Consider the following 19,729-nt stretch of genomic DNA (forward strand, 5'->3'; position numbering starts at 1 on the left):
GGACGAGGCGTCCAATGATGTCGCCGCCGGCCTTGGCCGTTCGCGCGGTCGCACCGTTGCATCGGGTGCTTGACGAACAGGGGGTCCGGTGATGTCGCCGCTGGCCCTGGTCTGTCTGGCGGTCGCGCTGTTCGCGGTGCCGCATTCGGCGGGTACCCGGCGTTATCGGGCGCTGTTCGGGGTGCGCGGAGATGCTCGAAAAGTGTCTTCGCACCGGCTGTTCCGGGTTGGTGCGGGTCTCGGTGTCGCAGCAGCGGCTGTGGCCGGAATCGGTGCGTTTCTGGCCGCGCTGCTGCTGGTGGCGACGGTCGGTCTGCGTCGGCGTCGGGCGCGCGAGACTCGGCGGCATCGAGCCGAATGTGTTGCGCTGCTGGAAGGTTTGGAGACCGTGATCGGCGAGCTGCGGGTCGGCACGCATCCCAGTGCGGCGGCCGCGGTCGCGGCCGAGGAGGTCGAGGGCATCGCGGCCCGCGCGTTCGCCATCGGCTCGGCCCGCAGTCGCCTCGGCGGCTCGGCCGCGGCCGGCCTGCGCACCCCCGATTCCGTCATCGCCGCCGACCTCGCCCGCATCGCCGACGCCTGGCAACTCGCCGACCACCACGGCCTGGCCCTGGCCGAACTCCTCACCGCCGCCCGCTCGGACCTCGCCGGCCGCATCCGCTTCCGCGATCGAACCACCGCCGCCCTCGCCGGTGCCCGAGCCAGCGCCGTCCTCCTGTCCACCCTCCCCCTCCTGGGCCTGGCCCTGGGCCACCTGATGCACGCCGCCCCACTACACGTCCTATTGACCCCCGGCCCCGGCACCCTCCTCCTCCCTCTCGGCACAGCCCTCATCTGCACCGGCCTCCTCTGGGCCGACGCCATCACCTCCCAGGTACCAACGTGAGCCCCCACCCGAATCCCGCACATCACCGGACGATCCGGCCGCCCAGCACAACTCGCAAGGCTCGGTCCGGGCACTGCTCTGCCCTGCTCCGGCGCAGTCTTACGGGTGTAGATCTTCGCGCTAGGTGGCGTCGGGGCGGTGCGGCGTGGCTCTCGGGGCATAGCTGTTCGGTAGCCACGAGGGGGCTGCGCTTGCGGTGTCGGGGGTGTGTCGTGAGGACGTTGCGGTGCCGGTCGGTTGGGATATCGGGCCATGACCGTGGCGGAATGCACGTGCATCGAGTGCGGCGGTGGTGTGCGTGGGCCGGGGGTGGCGGCGGTGGTGTGCGTGGTGCCGATGGGGATGAGGGGAGTTGTGTTGGGGCGCTTTCGGATACGAGTGAGGGGAGGGGTGATGGTTGTTGGTGGGCTGCTGTTGTTGGTGGTCGCGTTGGTTTGTGTGCCCGGGGACGCGGCGGTGATGGCGTTGCGGCGGCGGGTGGTACTCGGTGCGGCGCAACGGGTTTCGCGGCCGCGGGGGCGGGGTGGTGGGGCGGATCGGTTCGGGACGGCGTCGGCGTTCGATCTGCTGGCGGCCTGCCTGCGGGCGGGGCTGCCGGTCGCCGTCGCGGCGCGGGCGGTGGCTTCGACCGCTCCGGACGAACTCGGCGCGGCCCTGCATCGGGTGGCGGATCTGCTGGCTTTGGGTGCGGATCAGCCCGATGCGTGGCGGCGGGTGGCCGAGGAGGCCCGATCCGACGATGTCCGGGCACTGGCCCGGTTGACGGCGCGTTCGGCCCGCTCGGGCGCGTGTCTGGCGGACGCGGTGAGCGAACTGGCTGGACAGTGCCGTGCCACGGTCGAAGACGCCGCGGCGGCCCGGGCCGAACGGGCCGGGGTGCTCATCGGCGGCCCGCTGGGCTTGTGCTTCCTGCCCGCCTTCGTCTGCCTGGGCATCGTGCCGGTCGTCATCGGCCTGGCCACGCGGGTGCTCGGCGGTGGGTGGTGAGCGGAGAACTCCGGCGCGGAACGTCCGCGCCGGTGACGGAGAAGATGACGAAAGGGGAGAACGGTGCTGGTAGCGGTTCGATCGGCGGTACTGGAGTTACGTGTGCGCCTGCTGCGGGCGTTGGTCGCCGAGGAGGGCATGAGTACCGCGGAATACGCGATCGGGACGATCGCGGCGGCGGCCTTCGGTGCGGTGCTCTACTCGGTGGTCACGGGCGATTCCATCGTGAACGCCCTCACGAAGATCATCGACAAAGCGCTCAACACCTCGGTGTGAGACATGGCCGCGCACAGCGGATACCCACGGCCGCAACGGTTTCGCGGTGCGGGCCCGGCGATCGGGGCGCGGTGACGGTGGAGGCGGCCATTGCGCTGGCCGCCCTCCTCGTCGTGGTCGTGCTGTGCCTGGGCACGCTACTGGCGGCCGCGGCACAGGTGCGCTGTGTCGACGCCGCGCGGGAGGCGGCGCGGCTGGCGGCCCGGGGTGCGGACGCCGAGGCGAAACCGGCGGCGTTGCGCGTCGCCCCGACCGGCGCGGAGGTCTCCCTGCGCACCGAGGGGGACGAGATCATCGCCGTCGTCTCGGTGCGGGTGCCGTTGCTGCCGATGCTCAGACTGCACGCCGACGCGGTCGCGGTCCGGGAACCAGGTGAGCCCGGATGACGCCCCGGCCCACCGAACGCGGCGCCGCCACCGTGACGGCCTGTCTGGCGCTGACCGCACTGCTGGCCGCGACACTGCTGTTCGTGCAGGTCGGAGTGGTGATCATCGCGCGGCACCGGGCCCAGGCCGCGGCGGATCTCGGTGCCCTGGCCGCCGCCGGTGCGCTGGCCACCGGAACCGACGCCTGCGCCCGGGCCCGCGACCTCGGGCAGCGCATGCGGGTGCGGGTGCGGTCCTGCGTGGTCGACGGCTGGGACGTCACGGTGGTCGCCGAACTCACCGCCGCGCTGGGACCGCTCGGCACACCGGATGTCCGGGCCGTCGCGCGGGCGGGCCCGGCAAGCATTGAACAAGACAAATGAATACCGAGCGGTTGGTGTTCAAAGAATGTGCAAGAGTGGCGATCTGTGTTCGCCCATATGCCTTCGAGGAGCTATTTGGACAATTGAACAATTCGGCTTCGGGGATTTACGAATTGATCGATGAAGTGTCATTGACGGCATTCGACTTCAGATTGTTCAGGGGAATTGGCAACGGTCCAGTTAACATGAACATGTTTCACATGACCCATACCGCGGAGCCGCCGTATGTGACGCCGCCCGCAGGACGGGCATCGTCCGAGCTGTCGCTCCGAGTCGCGGTCCGGCATCGCGTCGATGACCGCCTCGTCACGAAACGGGCCGGGCGTCGTCATCGTCGGGGAGTTCGGCGACCACCGCGGTCAGCAGGGCCGCGGCCCCCGCCTTGTCCAACGGCTGATTGCCGTTGCCGCACTTGGGTGACTGTACACAGGATGGACAGCCGCTCGGACACGCGCACGACTCGATCACCGCCAGCGTCGCCCGCAGCCAGGTGCGCAGCCGGTGGAAGCCGCGTTCGGCGAAGCCCGCACCACCGGGATGCCCGTCGTGCACGAAGACGGTCGGCAGTCCGGTATCGGGATGTTCGGCCGTGGACACCCCGCCGATATCCCAGCGGTCGCAGCTGGCGACCAGGGGCAGCATCCCGATCGCGGCGTGTTCGGCGGCGTGCAGCGCGCCGGGCGCCCGCTTCGGGTCGATACCGGCGCGAGCCAGCAGCGACGGGGTCACCGTGTACAGCACGGCCCGGGTGGGCAGCGTCTGCTCCGGCAGGTCCAGCTCGACGAGGTCGAGCACCTCACCGGTGGGAAGGGTGCGCAGGTAGCCGACCACCTGGCGGCTCACCCGCACCTGCGCCAGGGCCGTGGTGACCGTGCCGTGCGCGCGTTCGGCGTCGATCTCGTCGATCGCGATGGAGGTGACCGCGCGGGCGCTGGTCGTCCAGCCGGGCTGATCGGCGTGCACGAAGGCCACGCCGCCGTCGAGATCGAGTTCGTCGACGACGTAGCTCTCACCCTGATGCAGATGTACCGCGCCGGGGTGCAGCGTGGCCGGGGCCCGGCCCGCGTCGGTGGTGCCGAGCAGCCGGCCGGTCTCGGTGTCGACGATCGCCACCGTCGTGCCGATACCGCCGCGCACGTCGACCCCGTCGTGCGGATGCCGGTCCGCGGTCAGATGCCAGCGCGCCGGTCCCTTCGCTGGTTGCCGCCGCCGGATCAGGCCCTGATCGGCCAGGTCGGCGATCAGTTCGGTCGCGCCCAACTCCGTCACCTCGGCGTCGGTCAGCGGATTCTCCAGCGCCGCGCACAGCAGATGCGGGCCCAGGACGTACGGGTTGCGCGGGTCGGTGATGGTCGCCTCGATCGGGCGTCCCAGCAGCGCGTCCGGGTTCCGGACCAGGTAGGTGTCGAGCGGATCGTCCCGGGCCACCAGCATCACCAGCGAGCCCTGCGTGCGCCGCCCGGCCCGCCCGGCCTGCTGCCAGAACGACGCGACCGTCCCGGGAAAACCCGCGACGACCACGGCGTCGAGCCCGGCGATGTCCACACCGAGCTCGAGCGCGTTCGTGGTCGCGGCCCCGAGCAGGGAGCCGTCGGCCAGCGCGGCCTCCAGATCGCGGCGGTCCTCGGCGAGATATCCGGCCCGGTAGGCGGCCACCCGGCGACCGAGTTCCGGATCGACCTCGGCGAGCATGCGGCGGGTTTCCATGGCCACCACCTCGGCGGCCCGCCGCGACCGCACGAACGTCAGCGTGCGCGCGCCCTCGACCACCAGATCGGTCATGATCCGCGCCGCCTCGGCGGTGGCCGCCCGGCGCACCGGCGCGCCGTTCTCCCCGGTCACCGTGGTGAGCAGCGCCGGCTCCCACAGCGCCACCGTGCGCGCCCCCTGCGGCGACCCGTCCGCGGTGACGGCCTCGCACGGTGCACCGATCAGCCGCGATGCGGCCGCGGCCGGATCCGCGGTGGTGGCCGAGCACAGCACGAACACCGGATCCGCCCCGTAATACCTGGCCAGCCGCCGCAACCGCCGCAGCACCAACGCGACGTGCGAGCCGAACACGCCGCGGTAGGCATGGCATTCGTCGACCACCACATAGCGCAGCCGCCGCAGCACCCGCGCCCATCGCTGATGCGACCGCAGCATGCTCAGATGCAGCATGTCGGGGTTGGTGAAGATCCAGCGCCCGTTGGCCCGCACCCACTGCCGGATCTCGGTGGCGGTGTCGCCGTCGTAGGGCGCGGCGTGGATATCGCGCAGCGGCCCCTGGTGGCTGAGTTCGCCGATCGCGCGCAGCTGATCGGCACCCAGTGCCTTGGTCGGCGAGATATACAGCGCCGTCGCGCGCGGATCCTCCCGCAATGCGGTGAGTACCGGCAGTTGATAACCGAGGGATTTACCCGACGCGGTGCCGGTGCACACCACCACATGCTTTCCGGCCGCAGCCAGATCGGCGGTACGGGTTTGATGCGACCACGGCGCCTCGACACCGGAATTCCGTAACGCTTCGATCACATCCGGCGATACCCACCCCGGCCAGGCCGTGACCTGTGCCGCACGCGCCGGTAATTCGGTGACATGGGTGAGACGTTCGGAACTGTCGGGCAGTCCGATTCGGACACGATTGAGCAACGATCGCCCATAGCTCGAATCGGTTCCGGGAATCGCGGCGGTGGTGGGGTGGGCCGGTTCTAGCAAGCGAGCTCCCTGATGCGTGCGCATTGTGCGAAAGCTGTGTGCCGTGTGTGGCTCACCAGCGTTTTCACTACCGAGTAGCGATCTGCGTCACAGCCCGTTTGCCTGACTTCCAGCCGGTTATCAGCAAGCAAACCTACCTGAAGTACGGATTTGGGCATTGTGCCCCGTACCTGCGCATTCGCAAGATCATCTTTTTTGCAAATTGTCGGTAACCCGACTGTCGAATTGCTCGAAGACATGGTTCACTGGTTCCTGGTCGCAAGCTTCTGTGTTCGAGGGAACGGATCAAAGGTCCAAAACCATCAGCAGGATCGATGTTGCGAACGGTGTGCTTAGGACTTCCCGCAGGGGGAACAGGGTACAGCGGTCGGAACGGACCCGGTGGACGAACCTACCTTGTCCGCCGTTCCGGTATGGAAAGAGAAGGAACAGAATGGCACAGGGAACTGTGAAGTGGTTCAACGCGGAGAAGGGGTTCGGCTTCATCGCGCCCGAGGACGGCTCCGCTGACGTCTTCGTCCACTACTCCGAGATCCAGGGTTCGGGCTTCCGCACCCTCGAGGAGAACCAGAAGGTCGAATTCGAGGTCGGCCAGGGCACCAAGGGCCCGCAGGCCACCGGCGTCCGCGCGCTCAGCTGAGCACGCAGCCGAGGCAAACCGCAAGCTCGTCCCTCACCGCCCACGGCGGTGAGGGACGAGCCGTATTCGGGGCAAGTACACTCGACCGCAAAACGGGGCTATCAACTCGCCGTACCAGAGGTGCTGCGGACCTGCCGTGCCACCGGTACGGCAGATGAACAGGGTATAAACGTCTCTGGCAGGGGACATCGGTTCCCTCAGCTTGCCCCAGCCGCGCGCTGCGCCTCCCCGTGCCGCGCGGGTCGACAGGAAAGGTGTGTTCGCCGGTGGCAACACGAGACCGCGGTGCAACGCCGAACTCCGAGGCAGCGTCTGATACCGGCAGCCTGGTGCGTCGTCTCGTCATCGTCGAGTCACCGACGAAGGCCCGTAAGATCGCCCCCTACCTCGGCCGCGGCTACGTCGTCGAGGCGTCCGTCGGTCACATCCGGGATCTGCCGCGCGGCGCCGCCGACGTGCCCGCCAAGTACAAGGGTGAGTCCTGGGCGCGCCTGGGCGTCGACGTCGATCACGACTTCGAGCCCATCTACGTGGTCAGCCCGGACAAGAAGGCCAAGGTCTCCGAGCTGAAGAACCTGCTCAAGGACGCCGACGAACTCTATCTCGCCACCGACCCCGACCGTGAGGGCGAGGCGATCGCGTGGCATCTGCTCGAGACGCTCAAACCCAAGGTGCCGGTGCGGCGCATGGTGTTCCACGAGATCACCGAGCCCGCCATACGCGCGGCCGCCGCCGACACCCGCGAACTGGACAACGACCTGGTCGACGCGCAGGAGACCAGGCGCATCCTGGACCGGCTGTACGGCTACGAGGTCAGCCCGGTGCTGTGGAAGAAGGTCATGCCGCGGTTGTCGGCGGGCCGGGTGCAGTCCGTCGCGACGCGCATCGTGGTGCGGCGCGAACGTGAGCGGATGGCGTTCCGGTCGGCGGAGTACTGGGATATCGCGGCGAAATTCGACGCGGGCGGCGGCGAGGCCGATGCGGCCAATCCGCGGACCTTCGGGGCACGGCTGGTCACGGTGGCCGGGTCGCGGGTCGCGGGCGGACGTGATTTCGGTCCGGACGGGCAGCTCAAGACCGCCAGCGGCGTCACCGTGCTGGACGAGGCGTACGCGCGGCGGCTCGCGGCGGCGCTGGACGGCGCCGATTTCGAGGTCACCTCGGTCGAGTCCAAGCCGTATACGCGTCGGCCGTACGCGCCGTTCATGACCTCCACGTTGCAGCAGGAGGCCGCGCGCAAGTTGCGGTTCACCTCCGAGCGCACGATGCGGGTCGCGCAGCGGCTCTACGAAAACGGCTACATCACCTACATGCGTACCGACTCGACCACGTTGTCGGAGTCGGCGATCGCGGCCGCGCGGGCGCAGGCCACCCAGTTGTACGGGGCCGAATACGTGCATCCGACGCCGCGGCAGTACACCCGCAAGGTCAAGAACGCGCAGGAGGCACACGAGGCGATCCGCCCGTCGGGCGACACCTTCGCCACGCCCGGTCAGCTGCACGCGCGCCTGGATCACGACGAGTTCCGGTTGTACGAGCTGATCTGGCAGCGCACGGTCGCCTCGCAGATGGCCGATGCGCGCGGCACCACGCTGACCGTGCGTATCACCGGACACGCCGGGCTGGACGAGGGCCGGATTCCGTGCGTGTTCTCCGCGTCGGGTCGCACGATCACGTTCGCGGGTTTCCTCAAGGCTTATGTGGAGAGCGTCGACGAGGATTCGGGCAGTCAGTCCGACGACGCCGAGTCCCGTCTCCCTGCGCTGGCCGAGGGGCAGGGCGTCACCGCGGCCGAGCTGACGCCCGAGGGGCACACCACCAATCCGCCGCCGCGCTACAACGAGGCGTCGCTGGTCAAGGCGCTGGAGGAATTGGGGATCGGTCGTCCGTCGACCTATGCCTCGATCATCAAGACGATTCTCGATCGCGGCTACGTCTACAAGCGCGGGAACGCGCTGGTGCCCTCGTGGGTGGCGTTCGCGGTCATCGGGCTGTTGGAGGCGTATTTCGGCCGCCTGGTCGACTTCGATTTCACCGCGGCCATGGAGGACGATCTCGACGCCATCGCCGGTGGACGCGAGCAGCGCGGGAACTGGTTGACCAGCTTCTACTTCGGCGGCGATCACGGTGCGGAGGATTCGATCGCGCGCACCGGCGGCCTGAAGAAGATGGTCGGCGGGCAGCTCGACGACATCGATGCCCGCTCGGTCAACTCGATCAAGCTGTTCGCCGACGAGCAGGGCCGCGACGTGGTGGTCCGGGTCGGGCGGTTCGGGCCGTATCTCGAGCGGATGGTCGTCAATCCGGATGATCCCGATGGTGATCCGGTGTCGCAGCGCGCGAATCTGCCCGATGATCTGCCGCCGGACGAGCTGACCCCCGAGGTCGCCGAGAAACTGTTCTCGACCCCGCAGGAGGGGCGGTCGCTGGGTGTCGATCCGGAGAGCGGGCATCGGATCGTGGCCAAAGAGGGACGCTTCGGCCCTTATGTGACAGAGATTCTGCCCGAGCCCGAGGACGACGGCGAACCCAAGAAGGGTGCGAAGAAGGCCGCCGCGCCCAAACCGCGCACGGGATCGCTGTTCAAGTCGATGGATCTGGCCACGATCACGCTCGAGGACGCGCTGTTGCTGCTGTCCCTGCCGCGGGTGGTCGGTAAGGATCCCGCGTCGGGTGAGGAGATCACCGCGCAGAACGGGCGGTACGGGCCGTATCTGAAGAAGGGCACCGATTCGCGGTCGTTGACCGGCGAGGATCAGATCTTCTCGGTGACGTTGGACGAGGCGTTGAAGATCTACTCCGAGCCCAAGCGCCGGGGGCGGCAGGCCGCGAGCGCCGCGCCGCTGCGGGAGTTGGGGAACGATTCGACGACCGGGAAGCCGATGGTGATCAAGGACGGCCGGTTCGGGCCGTACGTCACCGACGGTGAGACCAACGCCAGTCTGCGCAAGGGCGACGAGGTCGAATCGATCACCGATGAGCGGGCCTCGGAACTGCTCGCCGATCGCCGGGCCAAGGCCCCGGTGAAGAAGGTCGCGAAGAAGACGGCCAAGAAGGCGGCGGCGAAGAAGGCTCCGGCCAAGAAGACCGCCGCGAAGAAGACGACCGCGGCGAAGAAGACCACCACCACCGCAGCGGAGAAGACGACCGCGAAGAAGACCGCGGCCAAGAAAACCACCGCTGCCAGGACAGCCACGACCAAGTCGTAATAGCGCGGTCTTCTGTCGGTGTTCTGCCGTAGTGTGTCGCCAACCCGGGATGCTTCACACGGCTCGAGCGGAAGGACATCCGATGACCGCACCCTTGACCGAGCACCGCGATCAGGAACGGGAAGATCTGATCGCGATGCTCGACGAACAGCGCGAGCTGTTCCGGATCACCCTGCGCGGTATCGATGACGCACAGGCGCGCGAGCGCAGCACCGTCAGCGAGTTGACGCTCGGAGGCCTGCTGCATCACGTGATCAACTGTGAACGGCACTGGACGGGCATCGTCGTCGAACGCGACGAGAACTCGAAACTCGATGTGTCACAGTTCGATTCGGAGTACCGCATGGCTCCGGAGGAGACCGTCGAGGGGCTGCTGAAGGAGTGGGATACGGTGGCGGACAACACCGCCCGGGTGGTCCGGGAGGTGGACAGCCTCGATACCTCGATTCCCACGCCGATCTCGCCGTGGGTTCCCGAACGTGTCTGGTGGACAGTGCGTTTCACGCTGATGCACGTTTTCCGCGAGATCACCCAGCACAGCGGCCACGCCGACATCATCCGAGAGGCGCTGGACGGCGCGAATTCCACCTATCAGCGCGGGGCCTGAGGGCGCGGGGTGGACCCGGAAAGGTGTCGGTGGGGGCGGCTAGGGTGTATGCCGTGGCGGGTGTCTTCGATCGGCTGGTCGGCCAGGATGCGGTCGAGTCGGAATTGACCGCTGCCGCGGTCGCCGCGCGCAGCGGGGTTTCGTCGTCGGCGATGACGCATTCGTGGTTGTTCACCGGGCCGCCCGGGTCCGGGAGGTCGGTCGCGGCACTGTGTTTCGCGGCCGCGTTGCAGTGCACCGGTCCGGGGGTGCCGGGGTGTGGGCAGTGTCATGCGTGCACCACCACGATGGCGGGGACGCACGGGGATGTGCGGCGGGTGATTCCCGAGGGGCTGAGTATCGGCACCAAGGAGATGCGCGAGATCGTGCAGGTGGCGTCTCGTCGGCCCAGTACCGGGCGTTGGCAGGTGGTGCTGGTCGAGGATGCCGACAGGTTGACCGAGGCCGCCGGGAACGTGCTGCTCAAGGTGGTCGAGGAGCCACCCGAGCGCACGGTGTTCCTGCTGTGTGCGCCGTCGGTGGATCCGGAGGACATCTCGGTGACGCTGCGTTCGCGGTGTCGGCATATGCATCTGGTGACGCCGTCGGTCGATTCGATCGCTCAGGTGCTGCGTGAGCGTGATGGGCTTGATGCCGAGACCGCCGGGTGGGCGGCCTCGATCAGCGGTGGTCATGTGGGGCGCGCGCGTCGCCTGGCCACCGACGAAGATGCCAGGAGCCGCCGCAAGCGGGCGTTGGCGCTGGTCGCGGCGACCGCGCGGTCCGCGGTCGCCTATACCGCGGCCGATGAACTGGTGAAGTCCGCGGAGGAAGAGGCCAAGCAGGTCAGCGCGACTCGCGACGAACGCGAACGGGAGGAGTTGGCGACGGCTCTGGGCGCGGGCGGCACCGGTAAGGGCACCGCCTCGGCGACGCGTGGTTCGGCCGGTGTGCTCAAGGATCTCGAACGTCGCCAGAAATCCCGCGCCACCCGCACCAGCCGCGATTCGCTGGACCGCGCCCTGATCGATGTCGCGGGTTTCTATCGCGACGCCCTCGCGGTCCGGATATCCGGGCCTTCGCGCTCGGTCACCCTCACCCACCCCGATCTCCGCGACGAGATCCGCGATCTGGCCGGCGAGGTCCCGCCCGAGGGGCTGCTCCGCTCGATCGAGGCTGTGCTGCATTGCCGAGAAGCGTTGGACACCAACGTCAAACCACGTTTCGCGGTGGCTGCCATGGTCGCCACCCTCATCGCCGCGCGTAGTCGCTGAATCGTCGGGTGGCGTGCTGGGGGTCCGTACCTTTCGGCTCGTCGAGGCGGGCGGCCGCTCAGGCCTGCTTGGACGGTGGGCGGGAGGGTCGCGCCTTCGAAGCCCAGCCAGACGGCGGCTCGTTGCTCGTCGCTGACGTCGGAGAGTTCGTGCGCGTCGGCGACTCGCAGGACGTCGACCGTCGGATGGGTCGACTGTCGATCGGACCGACTGTCGGACAGATCGGTTGTCAGGCAAGGAGATTCGGCAACGCTGAACGATCAGATGTGTTCGGCGATGGTGATGGTGGCGGTTTCGGGACGTTGGCCCAGGACGGCGTCGATGTCCGGTTGGTGGGTTGTGAAGGCGCCCAAGGTGATCGGGATGGTGAGGCGGCCGCCCCGGGTGGCGTGCAGGGTTTGTATCCGGGTGCCGCGAGGGGTGGTGACGGTGACCTGGTAGGGGGCGCCGGCGCGGTAGCGGGTGGCGGTGGCGACCGTCGCGGAAGTTGTTGCGTTCAAGGTGAATCCGTTGCGGGTGACGCCGCTGAGGGTGGCGAAGGCCGGGCCGGTGCGGTTCACGGTGACCTGATATCCGTACGCGTCGAAACGGGGTTCCGCGGCGGTGAAGGCGAACGGGTCGGGCAGTGCGGGCGGGCGCGCGAAGGTCGCCATCATGCCGGGGAGGTACTGGGACAGGTCACGTCGCCAGTAGGACCAGGTGTGTGAGCCGCCGCCGTAGTCGTGCCATTCGTGGGCGATGCCGAGGGCGTTCAGACGGTTGTGCATGCTGACGCTCTGCGGGTGGACGCTGTTGCCCTCGGTGGCGTCGAACGTCTTGTTGAACGGTCCCGGATTGCCGTTGCCGGTGTACAGCGCGAGGTGCATGCCGCGCAGATTCGCGGCCAGATCCCACGGATTGTGGGCGCGCCAGCGGGCTTCCTGCGTGGAGCGCGGGCCCCAGAGGCTGCCGGGGACGGGGTTGTCCAGACCGGCGAGCATCTCGTCGGTGGTGATGGCCTTGGGGTCGTTGGAGTCCAGTGCGCCGGAAAACGATGCGGCGGAGACGAATCGGTCGGGATGCCGGGCGGCGTAGCTCATCGCGCCGAATCCGCCCATCGAGAAGCCCGCGATCGCGTGGCCGCGACGTCCGGGCACGGTGCTGTAGTGCGCGTCGACCCAGGGCAGCAGCTGGCCGATGTGGTAGCTCTCCCAGCGCGGATTGCCGCCGTGGCCGTTGTTGTACCAGTCGCTGTAGAAGCCGCCCTTGCCGGAGTCGGGCATGACCAGGATCACCTGCGCGCCGCCGACGATGGCCTCGGCGTTGCCCTTGGCCGGGTCGGTCCAGTCGCGGGCCTGCGGGGCGGCGTTGCAGCAGCCCTCCAGCAGCATCAGGACCGGATAGCGCCGGGCGGGCGAATATCCCTGCGGCAGTAGCACTCTCACGAAGGTGGGGGCGTCGAGGTGCTGGGTGGTGAAGACCAGTTCGTGCAGGCGGGCGTTGATCGCGGTGTCGGAGCGCAGTACCAGTCCGGCGGTCGGGGCGGGTGCGGCTGTCGCGGGCCCGGTCAGGGACAGTGCCGCACATAATCCGGCGAGCAGCGCGACACACCGGGTCTTGAACCGGGACATGGGTTTCCTTCACTCCGACTGGATGTGGCCGCGGGGCGGCAGGGTTCGTTTCGGGCGGTTTGCCCGTATCGAAATCTATGACACGGTCGCGCTCGCACTGCCGCCGGATCCGGGAATCCGCACGATCGTGCGGTTCGGCGGCGGCGTGGGCCGCACTACCTGCGCGTTCGCGATTCGGATCGGATCTGCCTGTGCTGTCGGGGAGTTCGATGACGTGATCGCGCGCGGCATCGTCACCGCTGTGACGAGCGTGCGTCGACCGGGCATCGGACCTCCTTTCATTGCAACTCGCAGAAATGTAGCGTGCATCGAATCCGGATGCCACCGGTCGTGGGGTGGGGTGGGTGTTCTCGGTCGGTGAGTGTTCGGCGTGGGTGATCTCGCTGGGTGTCTCTGCGAGGCTCAGGTGGTGGTTCGGCCGTGAAGGGCGCTGCGAGGGCGTGAAACTCGGGTGCTGTCGAGGGGGTGGGCGCGTTATCGTCGGCGCATGCTGGTTGCGCGGGCCAAGTGGCGGCGTCTGGAGTTGACGTACGATGACCGGCCGGTCGGAGCGCTGCGGCAACGAGGGCATCGCGCGATCGCTGAATTACCCACGGCCACAATGATTTTCCACAGTCATTCCAGAACCGACATCCGCGCCTACCCCGGCTTCGCCGACGCCGCCCCCTCGGTACCGGCCATGATGACGGCCACCAACACCCACGTCGCACGCTACGGCTGGGACATCCACACCCCGGACCGCTACTACCGCTGACGCCCGGCAGAGGCGACCGCTACCAGGATGTCCGCTAGTGCGCCGGGTTTCAGCCCGGTGGTGAAGGCGGACGTGGGAGGGTCGCCATGGCCCGAGCGTGTCCTAGAGTGGATGGTTCTGCTGTTCGATGTACTGGCGCAGGATAGAGATCGGCGCGCCGCCGACTGATCCGGCGAAGTACGATCCGGACCACAGGCGTTGGGCGCGCCAGTAATGCGTGACGAGGTCCGGGAACTCTTGACGCATCCGCCGCGACGACAGGCCTTTCAGGGAGTTCGCGAGTCGCGACAGTGCGACCTTGGGTGGGAAGTTCACCAGCAGGTGCACGTGGTTGGTGTCGCCGTTGAACTCCACCAGCTCGCATTCGAAGTCGGCGCACACGTCCCGCATGATCTGTTCCATCCGGGCCAGATGGCGGCCGTCGAAGACTCGATGCTGGTACTTGGTGCGGAAAACCGAGTGGGCGTGAAGCATGAAATACAGTGTCTGCCAGGGTGTATCGACTCATTGGCGGTCATAAGCCGCTGGTAGTGTGGGGGCGTGCAACTCCGGTACAACTTCCGTGTCTATCCGACGCCGGGCCAGCGGGTTTCGCTGGCGCGGGCGTTCGGGTGCGCGCGGGTGGTGTACAACGATGCGCTCGCCGCGCGGCGGGAAGCGCATCGGAACCGGTCGTCGTACTTGCCGGATTCGGAGTTGTCCACACGTCTGACCGAGGCGAAGAAGACACCCGAGCGGGCGTGGTTGGCGGAGGTGTCCAGCGTTGTTCTGCAACAGGCTTTGGCGGATCTGAACACCGCCTACCGCAACTTCTTCTCGTCGATCACCGGGAAACGTAAGGGTGCGAAGGTCGCGGCGCCGCGTTTGCGTTCTCGCAAGGACAACCGGCAGGCGATCCGGTTCACCAAGAACGCGCGGTTCGCGGTGACCTCCGGCGGGAAGCTGCGGTTGCCGAAGATCGGGGATATCCCGGTGCGCTGGTCTCGGGAGTTGCCATCCGAACCGTCGTCGGTGACGATCGTCAAGGACGCGGCAGGCCGGTATTTCGCGTCGTTCGTGGTGCGGACCGAGGACGACCCGTTGCCGCCCTCGGATTGCGAGGTGGGTATCGACCTGGGGCTCACGACGTTCGCGGTCCTTTCGGACGGCAAGACGATCGCCTCGCCGAGGTTTCTGCGGCAGGTTGAACGCAAGCTCCGCAAGGCGCAGAAAGCGTTGTCCCGCAAGGAAAAGGGCTCGGCCAATCGAGTCAAGGCGCGAGTGAAGGTCGCTCGCGCTCACGCCAAGGTCGCCGATACCCGGAAAGACTGGGCGCACAAGCACTCCACGCAGATCATCCGCGACAACCAAGCGGTGTTCGTGGAGGACCTGAGCGTGAAGGGTTTGGCTCGAACCCGGTTGGCGAAGTCGGTGCACGACGCCGGTTGGGGCACGTTCACGCGCATCTTGGAGGAGAAAGCGCAGCGGTACGGGCGCGTCTTCGCCGAAGTGGACCGGTTCTTTCCGTCAACGCGCATGTGTTCGGTCTGTGGGGCGATCGGGGAGAACAAGCCCCTGCATGTCCGGGAATGGACGTGCCGCTGTGGAACGACCCACGACCGGGATCTGAACGCCGCGAAGAACATTCTGGCCGCAGGACGTGCGGACAGTCGAAACGACTGTGGAGCCGAGGTAAGCCCGGAACTTGTTCCGGCTCTTGGCTGAGAAGCAGTAACCCACCGAGAGCACTGGAATGTGCTGGTAGGAATCTCCACCCTTCAGGGTAGGGAGGACGTCAAACCGTCACCGAACATGACACCCCACTGGGCAACGGTTGGTTTACCGCCATCTTCATCCACCGCCAATGGCTCGAACTCCCACCGACCGTTCCACTGGAACATCAGGCGTTCATCGCCTGGCTGGCCTACCGCACGTTCATACCCCGGCAATCGGACCTGTGAGCGCTTCGAGATGCTCATTTGCGCCAGAACCGGAAGCACTCCGCCAGTCCACGCAGTGCTTCTGCCCGGTACCTCCCGTGTATGCCGTGCACCGTGAGCGCTATTGCCACTGTCCGGCCCACGGACGCGACCGTCACGGATAATGCTGCGATCACAAATATGGTCGTCGTCATCGGTGCTCATCACGCTTTCCCTGATCGCTCGGCAAGACGGTTCCAGTGTGTGGCAACATCACGTTCGCCGGTCTCGTGTGACCTGGGGAAATGCTGAAACGGTGGATAACTTTCTCGGCTGTGGATGAATCGCACCGGTTTCATGGAGTCACGGCTGTCGAGCCCGTCCGGTGGTGCAATCTGAAGGGATGTTCCCGCTCGATGGCTCGACAGATTCGTGCCGCTCGGTGTCTTGTCGTCGGCCGATATGCCGCCGGGGCCGGGCTATACGTGGTGGCGGCTGGTCGACGGTCCACGAGCGGTCGTGATGATCGCCGAATTCACGGAGTCGTAGGGGTGGGGGTCGTTCGTGAACGGGAACGGATGAGTAGGACCAGGGCCGTCACGATGAGGATGTGGGCGGTGAGCATCACCAGCATGGGGAGGGCGAAGCCTTCGTTGGTGAGGGTGCCGTGGTCGCCTACGCAGTAGAGGGTGTAGTTGGTGGAGGTGCCGTCGGAGTCGTGGAAGGTGTCGGAGACGACCATCGGGGTGGGGGTCGGGGGTGAACAGAACAGGGGCGCGGTGAGTTTCGCTTCGCCGGGCCAGATGGCGACGGGGATCACGATGCTGAATCCGCCGCCGACGAGGCCGGTCGCCAGCGCGGTTACTACACGGGGCATCGGCTACACCTGCTGGACTCGGAGGAACGCGCCGGTGCGGTCGAATTCCACGACCGCCTCCGAACGCGCGGACACCACGTTGGCGACCATGCGGATATCGCGGTCGAAGCGGCTCACGATGATGGCGGTGACCTGGCCGTCCGGGATCTCGCTGCGGGTGCGGGCGGTGTCGACGATGTCTTCGATATGCGCGAGGCCGGGCACCTCGCTGATCGTGAAGTTCTCGCCGTCCAGATCGTCGAGCGCCGAAACCCGCACGGGGCGTGGGGAACTCAGGTCGCCGAGGGTGAAGGAGTATTCGTCCAGTACGCGGGGTTGCCCGGGCGGGCGGACGCGCAGGCGGACAGTCGGTTCGCGGGCGGTGAGATCGCCACTGTCCAGGAAGTTGGTCACCTGGGTCGGCTGGTCGTTCAGGACGAGCCGGAACTGGGTCGAATTCGGGGCCGTGAGCAGGATGACGTTCACATCTGGGTCACCGGCGCCGATGCGCTCGGCCAGCGCCGCGACCGCGGCCCGCGGCAGAGCGCTGACCAGTCCGCCGCCGCGGGTCCGGATCTGGTTCTCGAAGTCCGCGCGGTCCACCGCGCCGATACATCCGCTGGTACCGCCGAGCACCGCCACACACAGCAGGATGCGGAACCAGTTGGCACGGTTCATGTCTCGAATGTTATGTGGTGGGGATCGATTGCGCCTGGGGACTTTTGGCCCGAGTTTGCTCGGCGGTACACGGTGATATCGGCAACCATGTTGGCTCAACACCATTCCACGCTTTGGCTGCATGAGCTGCTGGGCTTGTCCCGAGGCTGGGCACGTTCTCGGCACAATCGACGTGCCGGGCGGGGTTCCCGGGATGCGGAAACCCCCGCTGACCTGGAGCCGCCTGGGGGAATCGAACCCCCGACCTTTTCATTACGAGTGAAGCGCTCTACCGACTGAGCTAAGGCGGCGTGCCTTTCGGCTGTGCGAGTCTATCGCCTCCTGCATGGATCACGAAAACTACAGGTCAATGCGGTGCAATTGGCAGGGTCGGCGGCTGTGTTCGACCGGTTTCGGTAAGAAACGGGTATCGGACGGCAGCCGTCAGCCGACCCGAAAGCTGCGCAGACTGTTTGCTGTGGAGGTTGTCGGCAGATCGCCGCAGCGGATGGAGCAGGCCCAGGAACCGCGGGTGTGCAGCTGATCGGCGAACAGCTGGAATCGACCGAAGTGGGACTGGCAGGCGGCGACGCCGGAACATGTTGTGCCGGTTCGTCATCGACCTCGACGACAGTCGGATCGCTCGGCTGGTGCCCAGTAATGGCCTGGCGCGGTCTCAGCGCGGCAACAACTGTGCGCCGAAGTCTGAGACCATGGGCGGCAATCCGGTGCGGGCACGCTGCATTCAGTGTGCCGGCTTGGGTGGTGCGGTGCCGATTCGGTCACGAATCTCGCTGCAAGCCAACAGTATTCGTTGAATTTGTGGATCGGTGAGGGTTGCGCGCAGTGAGAACCTGATCAAGGATCGGTCCGGTGGTGTGGCCGGTGCGCAGAACGGTGCGCCGAGCACGCCGTGTCGTTCGAGGATGTCGCGCACCTGCAGGCTGTGTGTGTCGGGTCCGGTGGGTATGGACACGATGTGACTGTCCGATCCCGCGAGGTCGAATCCGAGAGCCGCCAGCGCTTCTCGTACCGCCGCGGATATCTCGTGCAATCTGGTCCGGCGATGATCGGCGGTGCGCACGACGTCGAGGGTGGCATCCAGCCCGGCGAGGTCGTGGGAGCGCAAGGCCGAAGAGAACACCGCCGGATACGACGCCGACCGGAAGTAGTCGACGAAATCCGGGTCGTGCACCGCGATGAAGCCGGCGCGTCCGGCGAATGCCTTCGCCAAGCTCGCGGTGCGGAACGCCACCTGCTCGACGAGACCGAGTCCGACGACCGTGCCGGCCCCGCACGGTCCGTCGATACCCAGCGAGTGCGACTCGTCGACCACCAGCACACTGCCGGATTCCTCGCAGACCTCACACAGCCTGGTCAGCGGGCTGTGGCTGCCACTGGTGCTACAGATCGCGTCGACCGCGACGATGCCGGGGCCGTGCTCGCCGATCTGGACGCGCAGGTGGTCGGGTTCGTGGTGTCGAAAGAGGTGAATCGGCGCTGCCGCCATCGCGGCGCCTTGCCGCAGCGACATGTGTGCCTTCTCGTCGACGTAGACCGGAGTCTGCGGATCCGCGATCGCCTGCAGCAGGCCGAGATTCGCGTCCCAGCCCGACTGGCACACGATGCCGGCGCCGGCATGTGTGTACCGAGCCAGTCGGTCGCCCAGCCTGCCCTGGTCGACACACTGCTGTGGTGGCCTGGCACCGGAGAATGCCGCGGCGACCGCCTCGGCGATCCGAGGATCGTCGGCCAGGGCGAGGTAATCGTTTCCGGTCAGCACGACGTCCTCGGCCGTGGGTCGGCGACCTTGAAGGAACGGCCTGGTCCCGCGCGCGCCGTTCAGCCGTTCCGCATGGAAATGCTCGACCCGGTCCCTGACCCGTGCGGCAACGGTTGCCACCTGTGCGCCTCCTGGAATTCGTGACCGCTTCCGGTGCCGAGAACGTGGTTGTCCTCGATACCGCTCGTCACGATCATCACCCGCCGAGACCGCGGCAGGGCCGGTCGACGTGGTGACGAAACTCTGACATTCACTTCAGGGCGGTGGGTCAGACGTTCCAGGTGCCTCGGGCGGGCCAGGCGCCGTGTTGTCTGTTCCGGGATTCCGTCCAGGCGATCACGATGCCGGACAGGGGACCGTTGCCGGTGCGTTGGAAGGTTCGCTTGTCGATGGTGAGGTCGTATTCCGCGGGTTCGGCTGGTGGGGTGGCCAGGGACAGGAGTTCGACGTGATAGGTGATCGTGTCCGGGGTTTCGTGGAGCCGGTGGATGGACAGGCGCCACAGGGGTGGGTGGATCTGCCGGCCGTTGGGGGGAAGGCCGTTCTGTTTGGTGGTTGTGTAGTCGTCCGCGACCATATCGATGGACCAGCTCGGGTATTCGAGTACCACTGCGGTGTGCGCGTCGATCAGTAGGTTCGTCCGGCCGAGGGCTTGGCCTGCCGCGAGCTGTTCGGGCGTCGGTTCCGGTTGGCAGATCCAGCCGTGGGGGAACTGGTGGATCCGCCATTCCCGATCGTCGGAGGGAAATATCTCGGCCAGGTACTCGCGAGTGTGCTCCCGGGTACTGAGGTCGGGCATGTGCGTCTCCTCGGTCGGGTGAGCAGGGTAGGGGGTTCGGCTGCATCACCAGCATGCGGTGTACGGGCG

General features: G+C 67.2%; 17 protein-coding genes, 1 tRNA gene and 1 pseudogene. 11 read left to right on the top strand and 8 right to left on the bottom strand.

Going from position 1 to position 19,729, the window contains the following annotated elements:
- Nucleotides 1-91 precede the first annotated feature (91 nt).
- The 5 genes from NRB20_RS04955 to NRB20_RS04975 all read left to right on the top strand — a co-directional run bounded on the left by NRB20_RS04955 (nt 92) and on the right by NRB20_RS04975 (nt 2,897).
- Nucleotides 92-886: a hypothetical protein gene (locus NRB20_RS04955; protein WP_153408030.1), complete on the top strand. Its 795-nt coding sequence runs from the start codon at nt 92-94 to the stop codon at nt 884-886.
- Between the two features lie 393 nt (nt 887-1,279).
- A complete protein-coding gene (locus NRB20_RS04960; RefSeq protein ID WP_153408031.1) occupies nt 1,280-1,873 on the top strand; it encodes a type II secretion system F family protein in 594 nt (197 codons plus the stop codon).
- Nucleotides 1,874-1,963: 90 nt separating this feature from the next.
- Nucleotides 1,964-2,149, top strand: coding sequence for a DUF4244 domain-containing protein (locus NRB20_RS04965; RefSeq protein ID WP_153408649.1), 186 nt, complete (start codon nt 1,964-1,966; stop codon nt 2,147-2,149).
- A gap of 71 nt (nt 2,150-2,220) precedes the next feature.
- Complete coding sequence (locus NRB20_RS04970; protein ID WP_319944486.1) at nt 2,221-2,535, top strand: TadE family type IV pilus minor pilin; 315 nt, start codon at nt 2,221-2,223, stop codon at nt 2,533-2,535.
- Nucleotides 2,532-2,897: an Rv3654c family TadE-like protein gene (locus tag NRB20_RS04975; protein ID WP_153408032.1), complete on the top strand. Its 366-nt coding sequence runs from the start codon at nt 2,532-2,534 to the stop codon at nt 2,895-2,897. The genes NRB20_RS04970 and NRB20_RS04975 overlap by 4 nt, the downstream gene beginning before the upstream one ends.
- 306 nt (nt 2,898-3,203) lie before the next feature.
- Here the strand turns inward: NRB20_RS04975 and NRB20_RS04980 are convergent, their stop codons facing one another.
- The gene (locus NRB20_RS04980) at nt 3,204-5,528 is read right to left on the bottom strand and encodes a DEAD/DEAH box helicase (protein WP_227833260.1); all 2,325 of its coding nucleotides are present in this window, start codon (nt 5,526-5,528) and stop codon (nt 3,204-3,206) included.
- Between the two features lie 499 nt (nt 5,529-6,027).
- Here NRB20_RS04980 and NRB20_RS04985 point away from each other — a divergent pair, with 499 nt between their 5' ends.
- The 4 genes from NRB20_RS04985 to NRB20_RS05000 all read left to right on the top strand — a co-directional run bounded on the left by NRB20_RS04985 (nt 6,028) and on the right by NRB20_RS05000 (nt 11,303).
- Entirely contained in the window at nt 6,028-6,234 is a 207-nt protein-coding gene (locus NRB20_RS04985) for a cold-shock protein (protein ID WP_011206895.1), read from the top strand.
- A 326-nt stretch (nt 6,235-6,560) separates the two neighbouring features.
- On the top strand, nt 6,561-9,443 hold the full coding sequence (gene topA, locus NRB20_RS04990) for a type I DNA topoisomerase (RefSeq protein ID WP_153408653.1): 2,883 nt from the start codon (nt 6,561-6,563) through the stop codon (nt 9,441-9,443).
- Nucleotides 9,444-9,525: 82 nt separating this feature from the next.
- Nucleotides 9,526-10,050, top strand: a complete 525-nt coding sequence (locus NRB20_RS04995; RefSeq protein ID WP_153408034.1) for a DinB family protein — start codon at nt 9,526-9,528, stop codon at nt 10,048-10,050.
- Nucleotides 10,051-10,103: 53 nt separating this feature from the next.
- Nucleotides 10,104-11,303, top strand: a complete 1,200-nt coding sequence (locus NRB20_RS05000; RefSeq protein WP_319944487.1) for a DNA polymerase III subunit delta' — start codon at nt 10,104-10,106, stop codon at nt 11,301-11,303.
- A gap of 260 nt (nt 11,304-11,563) precedes the next feature.
- On the opposite strand, the gene NRB20_RS05005 is transcribed toward NRB20_RS05000, so the two are convergent.
- Nucleotides 11,564-12,913: an alpha/beta hydrolase gene (locus NRB20_RS05005; RefSeq protein ID WP_153408035.1), complete on the bottom strand. Its 1,350-nt coding sequence runs from the start codon at nt 12,911-12,913 to the stop codon at nt 11,564-11,566.
- A gap of 487 nt (nt 12,914-13,400) precedes the next feature.
- On the opposite strand from NRB20_RS05005, the gene NRB20_RS05010 reads away from it, so the two are divergent.
- Nucleotides 13,401-13,667 (top strand): hypothetical protein, encoded by a 267-nt coding sequence (locus NRB20_RS05010; protein WP_153408036.1) that lies wholly within the window; start codon nt 13,401-13,403, stop codon nt 13,665-13,667.
- A 102-nt stretch (nt 13,668-13,769) separates the two neighbouring features.
- Here the strand turns inward: NRB20_RS05010 and tnpA are convergent.
- Nucleotides 13,770-14,185, bottom strand: a pseudogene (gene tnpA / locus NRB20_RS05015) (IS200/IS605 family transposase).
- A 22-nt stretch (nt 14,186-14,207) separates the two neighbouring features.
- Here tnpA and NRB20_RS05020 point away from each other — a divergent pair.
- Nucleotides 14,208-15,371, top strand: coding sequence for an RNA-guided endonuclease InsQ/TnpB family protein (locus NRB20_RS05020; protein WP_319944488.1), 1,164 nt, complete (start codon nt 14,208-14,210; stop codon nt 15,369-15,371).
- A gap of 729 nt (nt 15,372-16,100) precedes the next feature.
- On the opposite strand, the gene NRB20_RS05025 is transcribed toward NRB20_RS05020, so the two are convergent.
- The 5 genes from NRB20_RS05025 to NRB20_RS05045 all read right to left on the bottom strand — a co-directional run bounded on the left by NRB20_RS05025 (nt 16,101) and on the right by NRB20_RS05045 (nt 19,660).
- Complete coding sequence (locus tag NRB20_RS05025; RefSeq protein WP_153408038.1) at nt 16,101-16,442, bottom strand: hypothetical protein; 342 nt, start codon at nt 16,440-16,442, stop codon at nt 16,101-16,103.
- 3 nt (nt 16,443-16,445) lie between these two features.
- Nucleotides 16,446-17,099, bottom strand: coding sequence for a hypothetical protein (locus NRB20_RS05030; protein WP_153408039.1), 654 nt, complete (start codon nt 17,097-17,099; stop codon nt 16,446-16,448).
- Between the two features lie 214 nt (nt 17,100-17,313).
- Nucleotides 17,314-17,389 (bottom strand) — tRNA-Thr (locus NRB20_RS05035).
- A gap of 434 nt (nt 17,390-17,823) precedes the next feature.
- A complete protein-coding gene (locus NRB20_RS05040) occupies nt 17,824-18,981 on the bottom strand; it encodes an aminotransferase class I/II-fold pyridoxal phosphate-dependent enzyme (protein ID WP_319944489.1) in 1,158 nt (385 codons plus the stop codon).
- Between the two features lie 148 nt (nt 18,982-19,129).
- Complete coding sequence (locus NRB20_RS05045) at nt 19,130-19,660, bottom strand: hypothetical protein (RefSeq protein ID WP_153408040.1); 531 nt, start codon at nt 19,658-19,660, stop codon at nt 19,130-19,132.
- Nucleotides 19,661-19,729 lie beyond the last annotated feature (69 nt).

Origin of the sequence: Nocardia macrotermitis (assembly GCF_009604405.1) — a bacterium.
Classification (GTDB): domain Bacteria; phylum Actinomycetota; class Actinomycetes; order Mycobacteriales; family Mycobacteriaceae; genus Nocardia; species Nocardia macrotermitis.